The sequence below is a fragment of the Streptomyces sp. NBC_01450 genome, assembly GCF_036227505.1.
Taxonomy (GTDB): Bacteria; Actinomycetota; Actinomycetes; order Streptomycetales; family Streptomycetaceae; genus Streptomyces.
Genome location: NZ_CP109481.1, coordinates 342961 through 352544 on the forward strand (window position 1 = coordinate 342961; position 9584 = coordinate 352544).

Annotated in this window: 4 protein-coding genes; 2 read left to right on the forward strand and 2 right to left on the reverse strand. The window is 70.8% G+C overall.

Going from position 1 to position 9584, the window contains the following annotated elements:
• Window positions 1-12: 12 nt before the first annotated feature.
• Together OG568_RS49830 and OG568_RS49835 are read right to left on the reverse strand one after the other, a co-directional pair.
• The gene (locus tag OG568_RS49830) at window positions 13-1263 is read right to left on the reverse strand and encodes an MFS transporter (RefSeq protein WP_329536757.1); all 1251 of its coding nucleotides are present in this window, start codon (window positions 1261-1263) and stop codon (window positions 13-15) included.
• Complete coding sequence (locus tag OG568_RS49835; RefSeq protein ID WP_329536758.1) at window positions 1260-2495, reverse strand: ATP-grasp domain-containing protein; 1236 nt, start codon at window positions 2493-2495, stop codon at window positions 1260-1262. The genes OG568_RS49830 and OG568_RS49835 overlap by 4 nt, the downstream gene beginning before the upstream one ends.
• A gap of 741 nt (window positions 2496-3236) precedes the next feature.
• On the opposite strand from OG568_RS49835, the gene OG568_RS49840 reads away from it, so the two are divergent.
• Together OG568_RS49840 and OG568_RS49845 are read left to right on the forward strand one after the other, a co-directional pair.
• Entirely contained in the window at window positions 3237-8735 is a 5499-nt protein-coding gene (locus tag OG568_RS49840; RefSeq protein ID WP_329536759.1) for a condensation domain-containing protein, read from the forward strand.
• The gene (locus OG568_RS49845) at window positions 8716-9486 is read left to right on the forward strand and encodes a hypothetical protein (protein ID WP_329536760.1); all 771 of its coding nucleotides are present in this window, start codon (window positions 8716-8718) and stop codon (window positions 9484-9486) included. The genes OG568_RS49840 and OG568_RS49845 overlap by 20 nt, the downstream gene beginning before the upstream one ends.
• Window positions 9487-9584 lie beyond the last annotated feature (98 nt).

A 9584-nucleotide genomic window follows, 5' to 3' on the forward strand; every position in this document is an offset into this window, starting at 1 on the left:
CGCCTGGCCCACTTACGCGTGGGCGGCCTGCTTTCGCCCGGCCCACTTGGTGGTCGGCACAGCCACCAGCCCCGCTCCCAGCAGCAGGAGCCCCAGGACGATCCAGCCCGCCGTGCCGACGGTCAGGCACAGCGTGGTGACCAGGGCCTGGGAGGTGAGGCGTCCTATCGCCGTGCCGTTGGAGAGCAGCCCGAGGTACTCGCCCTGTGCCTCCGCGGGGGCCAGGCCGAAGCTCAGCTCGTAGACCGATGCGGTCGACCAGATCTCCCCGAGGGTGTACACGACGATGGCGACGATGAGGGCGACCGTGGCAGGGGCCGCCGACATGTGCCCCAGGAAGCCGATCAGCGCGAGCGAGGCCAGGAAGGCGAGCCCCGCTCTGACCATGACCCGGGCTGCCGAGAGCGGAGACTCCATCCCCTGGGACAGCCGTACCTGCAGGAGCACCACCAGGACGGTGTTGAGCGGGACCACCAGCCCCACGACCCAGCGCGGCACCTGGGTATGCAGCGAGATCCACAGCGGCAGGACCAGGGTGAGGACCGGGAACTGCTGCATGATCACCGCGTTGATCCCGATCAGCGTCAGGTACGGGCGGTCGGCGAAGACTCGCCACCGCCTGCTCGCGGTGCCGGTGGCCTTGGTGCCCGGCACGCGCGGCATCCTGAGCGTCATCAGCGCGCACACGGCGAACGACAGGGCGTCGCAGGCGATCATCGACTGGTAGGCGAGCGGGCTGTCCACGTTGATGGCGACCGCCGCCACCGGGCCGACCAGGGTGACGCCCAGGTTCATCGCGGTGCGCAGGCGGGAGCGCAGCTGGGCCGCCCGCTCGCCTCCGGCGGCGCGGACCAGCGGCCCGCGCGAGGAACTGCTCGCCGAGGCCGCCAGGAAGGCGATGGTGGTGACGGCCACGAACGAGACCAGTGAGCGGGTGAGCAGCATGGCGCTCGTCGCGAGTGCCTCCGCGACCAGCGACACGACATAGGTCTCGCGCGGTCCGCGGCGGTCGGCGATGCGGCCCACGGGGACGCCGGCCAGCATGCCGATCAGGCCCGAGACCGTGAGCCAGAGCCCGACCTCGGCCGGCGTCAGGCCGACGCAGCGCACGAAGTAGAGCGAACTCGTGGTCAGGAACAGGCCGTTGCCGGCGGAGTTGATCAGCGTGGACCAGTAGAGGTTGCGCCCCGGGCCGGGCTCCGGCAGCACGGACGTCAGTGCGCGGCGGATCGCGGCCCGGGGCGTAGTGGCTGTCTGCGTCACACCGTTTCCGGGGCTTGTACGGTCACGGCCTGCGAGAACCACGCGGCCGCGGCAAGGGTGCGCTCGCGGACCTGCTCCTCGCTGTCGCCGACGATGATCACGGCGCCGGCCTTCATGTTCGATGCCGCGCTGAACGACGGGACCTGCGAACCGGGGCCGATGCTGATGGCGGCCTCCACGCAGCCGGGCTGCGCCAGGAGCTCCGACTCGTCGGGCACGTGCTCCGCCACGCCGGCCGGTGCCTGGAGGTGGACCCAGCCACACTGCTCCTTGCTGGGCTCGGCCGGCTCCCCCGGGGGCAGGCCCAGCGCCGCGCGGGCCCACTCGTCGGACAGGTCGACGCCGAAGCGGCGCAGCACGATGTCCTGGACGACGCCGCCGCCCAGGCGGCCACCGACCTCGCTGAACGTGAGCTCGCCGTCCTTCTCGAAGGCCTCGGCGTGGAAGATCCCGTCCTCGTGGCCGACGGCGTCGAGGACCCCGGTCAGCAGGGACTGGGCCTTCGAGTAGAGGTCCGGGTTCTCGTTCGGGTCGAGCAGGACCGATCCGACCAGTCCGCCGGACTTGATGGCGATCACGTTCTGGAAGTAGCGCGAGACCGAGAGCGCCCGGACGACTCCGGCCCGCACGACCCCGTCGAGGTGGAGTTCCTCCCCCTCCATGAACTCCTCCACCAGCCAGGGGCCGCGGGGAGGCTGCTGGTAGGTCTCGACGAGGGAGGCCAGCTCGGCGGCGTCGGAGACGACGTGGGTGTCCTGCGAACCGGCGCCGGTGAGCGGCTTGATGACGATCGGATAGGTCAGCTGCTCGCCGTCCAGGTCGGACAGGAGGTCCGGCATCTGCGCACCGGCCACGGGAAGTCCCGCCTCGCGGACGAGGCGCTTCTGAACGAACTTGTCACGCAGGGCGATCGCGGCGGAGAGCTTCATGCCGACCGCCTTTCCGTGCTCGGCGAGCAGCGCCGCGGCGACGATCGGCCACTCGCCGATCGTGCACACGAAGTCGAACTCGTCGATTGCGATCTCGGCCCTGGCCAGGCCGGCCAGGATCTGCTCCACATCGCCGTCGTTCGGCACGACCACGTGGGTCGCGTCGGGGGCGTGGGACTTGGCCCTGCGCACGTGCCGGGGAGCGATCACGGACACCACATCGGCATGGTGCTCCTTGAGCGCCAGGAACGCCGGGGTGTTCCAGCCGATCATCAGAACTCGGGGAGAAACGGTGGTGGACATTTGTGCACGCCTATCCATAGGTCGTTGACCGGTTGCCCGCGCCGCCGAGGGCAAGGGCGATCGGTTTGTTCGCTGGCTCAATCGGGGCGGGACGGCGAACACAGAATTTGCTGGGGAATGTGCGCCCCCGGTACTGCGGCAGGTCTTCGGTTTCGACGCCGGCCGTCGCCGCTTCATCCCCGACAGGCATTCCATTCGGGGAATCTTCTATCAGCCTGCTGGTGATCACGTCAAAGGATAAAAAATGCCGGGACAAATTCCTTCGATCTCCCTCGAAGGGGGCTTTTGCGACCCCCCTTCGAGGGGTGGCCGAGCGTCTCGATAGTAAAAAGATCTTGAAGACTTCGAGCCGCCCATGCGGGTGCTTACGTGGCAGAACAGGGCGAAACGATCAGCACAAAACGTCATTGAACGCCCATTCGGGCCTTGCCTCGGTCGCAAAATCCCTGAGTCGGCCCTGACAACCTGCGATCGTGCGCTTACTGTTTTTCCAGTGCGGCATGGGCATGACAGCAAGCATGTGCATCGAGCCCCACTCCGATTGGAACGAAGCCCACTTGCTCGTGCGGGAGTGGCGCGGGCCGATGTACTGGGTGGATCGATTTCGAAACCGGGGTTTTCACCCTGTCTGACGGAGGGCGTCCGGGAGGATTCCCAGCCGGCCGTATTGTGAATGCGATCTAGAAGGGGTGGACTATGTCTGCGGACGGGGGCACCGCGATTGCCGGGGAGATCCCGGTCATGGCACGCGATGTAGCGGTCATCGGGATGGCCGTCCGGATGCCGGAGGCCGACGATCTGTCGCAGTTCCTGGCGAATCTCCAAGACGGCCGCGACAGCGTCCGGGAGCTGTCCGCCGAGCGCCGTAGCCGTACGTCACTGTCGATCGACGCGCGATACCAGCTCAACGGCTACATCGAGGACATCGACTCGTTCGACGACGCGGTCTTCGGGATCTCCCCGGGCGAGGCGCGGAACATGGCGCCGGAACACCGGCTGCTCCTGCAGAGCGCGTACCAGGCGCTGGAGAACGCCGGATACGATCCGACCTCGCTCGACGGCACCCGGACCTCGGTCTACGTCGGCGACACCCGGCTGGTCTACCAGCAGCTCGCCCGCCAGGTCGAGCCGACCATGGTGATGGGCACCCACGCCGCGGCCACCGCGGGCCGGATCGCACGGTTCTTCGGGCTCCGCGGGCCGGCCGCCATGGTCGACTCGTCCTGTTCGTCGGCCCTGCTCGCCGTCCACCACGGCGTGAACGACCTGCTGCTCGGCGACGCCGAGCTGGCCCTGGTCTGCGGCGTCAACCTGAACCTCTTCGGCGACCCGAAGGACGACGAGGACGAGCTGGACCTCGGTATCCGGTCCGCGGACGGCAAGACCCGGGCGTTCTCGGCGGATGCGGACGGCACCGGCTCCGGCGAGGCCGTCGTCAGCGTCCTACTCAAGCCGCTGGACCGGGCGCTGCGCGACGGGGACGTCGTCCATGCCGTCATCAAGGGCACCGCGGCCAACAACGTGGCGGGCCGCTCCGGCAGCCTCACCGCGCCGGACAGCTCGGCGCAGGCCGAGGTGATCGAGCAGGCGTGGGCGAAGGCCGCCGTCGACCCCACCACGATCTCCTACATCGAGGCGCACGGGACCGCCACGCGGCTTGGCGATCCGATCGAGATCGAGGCCATCGACCTGGCGTTCAGCCGTGTGACGGACCGCAAGCAGTTCTGCGCGCTCTCCTCGGTGAAGAGCAACATCGGGCACACCTGGAGTGCGTCGGGCCTGGCCGGCCTGGTCAAGGCGGTGCTCGCACTGCGGAACCGGCAGCTCTTCCCCAGCCTCCACGCGCAGACGATGAGCCCGCTGATCGACTTCGCGAACTCGGCGGTCACCGTGACCAGGGAACTGACGCCGTGGGAGCCGGCCGTCGGCGTCCGCCGGGCCGGCGTCAGCGCGTTCGGCGTCATGGGGACCAACGTGCACGCCGTCCTGGAGGAGGCGCCCGCCCGCGAGGAGCCGGGCCCCTCCTCGAACACCGGCAACTGGATCCCCGTTTCGGCGAAGACCGCCACGGCGCTCGCCGCCAATGTCGAGGCCCTGCGGTCCTGGCTCGTCGAGCACCCGGACCTGTGCATCGAGGACGTCCAGCGCACCCTGGTCACGGGCCGGCAGCACTTCCCGTACCGGGCCTGCGTCACCGCGGCCGATACGGCCGGGCTCACCGCCGCGCTCGTCGACCCCGCGACGACCGGCCCGGAGAGCAGCGCCGCGGTCACCGTCATCCTGGTCTCCGGACGGTGCACGGCGTCGGCCTCGCTGACCGCCTCCCTGCGTCGCGCGCACCCCGAGTTCGACCGGCTGTACGTACAGGCCGAGCAGGCCGCCGGTGCGCACGCCGGAGACCCGAAGGCGGGCCGGTTCGCCTTCCAGTACGCGATGTACGGCCTGCTGGGGCGGATGGGCGTCGAGTCGCGCCACGTCGTCGGGGAGGGCGTCGGCAAGCTGGTGATCGACGCGAGCCTCGGCCGGGTCGAACTCGCCGAAGCGGTACGGCAGGCGGTGAACGCCGAGGACGCCGACGCCGGTGACCTGGACGCCCGCGTCGACCGTCTGCTCGCTGCGCTGGGCGACCAGCGGGTGCTGTTCGTCGAGGCCGGCCCCATGTCGACGGTCTCCTCGGCGGTCGCGGGCCGCGGTGGCGCCGCACGCTCCGTCGTGGCACTCGCCGAACGCCCCGATGCCTTCGAGGCCTTTCTGTGTGACATGTATCTGACAGGGGCCCGCTGGAGGTGGGCGGAGACCGCCGGCGACGGCCGCAGGATCGAGCTGCCCTCCTATCAGTTCGACCGCACCCGCTGCTGGCTGGACCCCGCCAACACAGTGGCGCCCGCCCCGCAGGCCGGCGGAGCGGTCGCCGCCGACCCGGCCCAGGCCGTTCAGCCCGCCGATGTGCTCGGGTCGGTCCTGGCGGCCTGGCAGGGCGTGCTAGGCATCGAGACCATCGCTCCCGACGAGTCCTTCTTCAACCTCGGCGGCGACTCGATCGGCGCCATCCAGGTGCTCAACCGGCTCCAGACGGTGTACGGCGTGGAGCTCGACCCCTACGCGATCTACGACTACGAGACCCCGGCCGAACTCGCCGCCCACCTGGAGAAGTTGGCGGACATCACCACCTTCGCCACTACGACGCCTGCTGTCCAGGGCGCGCCGCCGGACCTCGACGCCGCGCCGACTTCCGCGGAGCAGCTGAACGTATGGCTCGCGGCCGAGTTCGCGGGCGGCTCGGTGGCCTTCAACCTGATCCGCAGCTTCGAGCTGACCGGGACGGTCAACACCGAGGCGCTGCGGCGCGCCCTGGACGCACTGGCCGCACGGCACGACGCGCTGCGGGCCGTCTTCTCCTACGCGGACGAGGAGTTGACCCAGCGGATCACCCCGGCGGCCGGATTCACCGTGCCGCTGGAGCTGCTGGAAGCGCCGCTGGACGGGGACGCGCACGGCGCCGTGGACAGCGTCGCGCTGGCCAAGGCCTTCGCCTCCCGTCCGTTCGACCTAGCGAAGGGCCCCCTGCTGCGGGCCCAGTTGGCGTCCATCGGCGCCGACCGCCACCTGCTGACGCTCTGCACCCACCACGTCGTCGTCGACGGGTGGTCGCTGGGGCTGCTGGTCCGGGACCTGGGCGCCTACTACGCCCACTTCGACCGCGGCGCGGCCCTGGACCTGCCGGAGATCGGCATCGGCTACGGCGAGCACTACCGCAAGCTGGCACAGCAGGCCGGCGGCCGCCACGACGATGCCGCCGCCTACTGGCTCGACCGGTTCGGCACCCCGGTGGCGGCCCTCGACCTGCCGGCCGCCCCCGTCGCCTCGGAGGGCCTCCCCTCCTACCGCGGCGCCTACCGGCACTACGAGCTCCCCGTGCCGCTGTGGCAGCGGCTCAAGTCGTTCTGCCAGGCCGGCGGGGTGACGGTGTTCACCTCGATGCTGAGCGCCGTCGCCGCCGCGCTCCACGGGTACAGCCGGGACGGCGACCTGGTCATCGGCACCCTGATCGCGGGGCGCAACAGCGAGTCGCTGGAGCAGCTGGTGGCGATGCTGATCCGGTCCCTGCCGCTCCGACTGAGGGTCGACGCTGACGGCAGCTTCGAGCAGCTGTCGGAGACGGTCCGCACCACGTTCGTCGACGCCCTGCGCAACAGCGACTACCCGTACGAGGAACTGGTGGAGGAGCTGCAGCAGCGCGGCCTGCTCCAGGCCTCGGGCCTGTTCGACGTCATCGTGGCGTTCCAGCAGTTCGGCGAGGACGGCGAGGCGCCGCACAGCGCTCTCGCGGGCTCCGGCCTCACCGTCCGGCCGGTCGAGGTGAACCTGGACACCAGGGACGTCCCGATCAACATCATGATGGCGGAGGAGGAGGGCACGGTCCGCTCGGCCATCCGCTTCGACAGCGGCCGGTTCACCGCGGAGATGATCGACCGGCTCTGGGCGGACATCAGCCGCCTGCTCGACCGGGCGCTCGACGACCCCTCGGCCCCGATGCGCCTCGCCGCGAGCCCGGCCGACGGCGCGACGGCCGAGCCGGCCACTGCAGCCGCCCCCGCCCCCGCCCCCGCCCTCGCTCCGGCCGGAGCACAGGGGCCCTCCGACGCCGTCACCCAGGACCTCGCGGGGATCTGGTGCGAGGTGCTGGGCGTCTCCGACGTCACAGAGGAGGACCGGTTCTTCGATGTCGGCGGCAACTCGCTGCGCGCCATCAAGCTGCTGGCACGGGTCCAGAGCCGACTGGGCGTCACGCTCGACCTGAAAACGTTCTTCGTCAGCCCCACGATCGCCGGCCTCGCCGAGGCCCTGGCCGAGGCCCAGCGGCAGGTGGTCGCACCGATCCCGAGCCTGGGCGGCCCGGGGGAGTACGAGGGCGCCCGCACGCAGGACCTGCTGATGGAGATCGACCGCGGGAGCGCCTACCCCGGTGCCTTCCACCGCAACGACCTGCAGGAACTGCGCGGCCCGCTCGACCCGTCGCTGCTGCGGCGCGGCTTCGAGCTGCTGGTCGAGCGGCACGAGAGCATGCGGACGACCTGCGACCTCGTCGACGGTCGGACGGTGCAGACCGTGCACGCGCCGGGTGCCCTCCCCCTCAACTACCGCTTCCACGACATGACCGGCAGCTCCGCGGAGCAGGTCCACGAGTTCGTGGTCGCCCGCAAGGACGAGCCGTTCGAGACGGCGCGGGAGCCGCTGGTGCGGGCCGACCTGATCCGCCTCGACACCGACACCCACCTGCTGCTCACGTCGATCCACCAGGTGTTCGCCGACGGTTCGTCCGCGCGGGTGCTCTTCCGCGATTGGCACGAGCTGTACGAGGCACTGGTGGCCGGACGCGCCGCCGACCTGCCGGAACTCCCGATCCAGTACAAGGACGCCGCGGCCTGGCGCAACGACCGGCTGACGCCCGAAGTCCGCAGCGAGCACCGGGAGTTCTGGCGCCGGGAGCTGAGCGGGCTGGCCGTGCCGGTACCGCTTCCGGCCGACCTGCCGCGGCCCGAGGTCAGCGCGCTCGCCGGCGACCGGCTGTACCTGACCCTCCCGACCGACCTCGCCGAGCGGTTCGGGGCGCTCGCCCGGCAGCACTCGGTCACCGAGTTCACCGTCGGCTGGTGCGCGGTCGGGCTGCTCCTCGCCACCACAGGGGTCACCGACTCCCTGATCGGGACGTACTCCCTCGGCCGGGACCGCCAGGAGTTCGAGGACCAGATCGGCACCTTCATCGGCACCGTCCCGCTGCGCCTCAAGGTGGCCGCGGACGACGAGGTGCCGGCGCTGCTCGCCCGGGCCCAGCAGACGATCCTGCGGGCGTTCGAGCACGACGAGTACCCGTACGGCGAGATCATGCGCGACCTGGGCTGGCAGCGGGGCCCCGAGCGCAGCCCGCTCTTCGACGTCGTGGTCAACCTGGACCAGATGGAGTCCGGCTGGGACGCGGCACCGATCGGGGCGACCGTCGCCTTCGTTCCGAAGGACATCCACCGGCGCGCCAAGCAGGCCGACCTGCAGTTCGTCTTCCAGCGCTACGCCGACGGCCTGGTCCTGGCGATGAGCTACAACACGGAGGTCTTCTCGCCGGACTTGGCGCAGCTGATCCTGCGGCGCCTGCAGGCGGTGCTCGACGGCATGACCACCGCACGACCCATCAGCGACATCCTGACCCAGGAGGAATTCCCCCATGACCGGTCTCCCCGATAAGAACTTCCTGACCGCCCTGGACCACGGGCGTGCCGCCACCGGTGAGCGGGCCGAACACGGCGGCGTGGTGCGCGAGTTCTCGGAGGACCGCTCGTCCTGCCAGATCCGGTTCTCCCGGCTCTCGGCGGACGACGCCGACGCCGTGATCGAGGCCGAGAAGGCCCTCGCGGACAAGGGCGGCTACGAGCTGGAGTGGAAGCTCTACACCCACGACGCGCCCTCCGACCTGGCCGCGCGCCTGGAGGCCGCCGGCTTCGTCGCCGACGACCGGGAGCAGGTGCTGGCCCTGCCGCTGGACGCGGAGACGATGGCGGTCTTCGACACCAGCGCCTTCGACGTGCGCCGTGTGGTCGACGAGGAGGGCCTCGCCGACTACGCCGTGATCGCCCGGGAGATCGGCCGCAAGAACGCCGACTCGGAGCGGCGCCGGCTGTGGGCCTGCCTGCAGGAGACGCCGGACGTGATGAGCGTCCACGTGGCCTACGTGGGCTCGGAGCCCGTGGCCGGCGGGCGGGTGCACTACCCCGAGCGCGCCGGCTACGCCGAACTGGCCGGCGGCCGGACGAAGACGACGCACCGGCTGCGCGGCATGTTCACCGCGGTCGTGGGCTCCCGGCTGGCGGAGGTCTCCGCCCGGGGACTCGACCTCGTCTTCACCGACGCCCTGCCCACCTCGGAGCCGATCCTCGCCAAGCGTGGATTCCGGACCGTGGTCGGGACGCAGCCGTTCGTCTACACGCCGTCGTCCTGACCCACCGGGCAGCCGTCCTCGCCCCTGACCGCGGCCCCGATCGACCAGCCGACGCGCACCGATCGGGGCCGCGCAGCCCGCGGCGATGACGTGGTCCG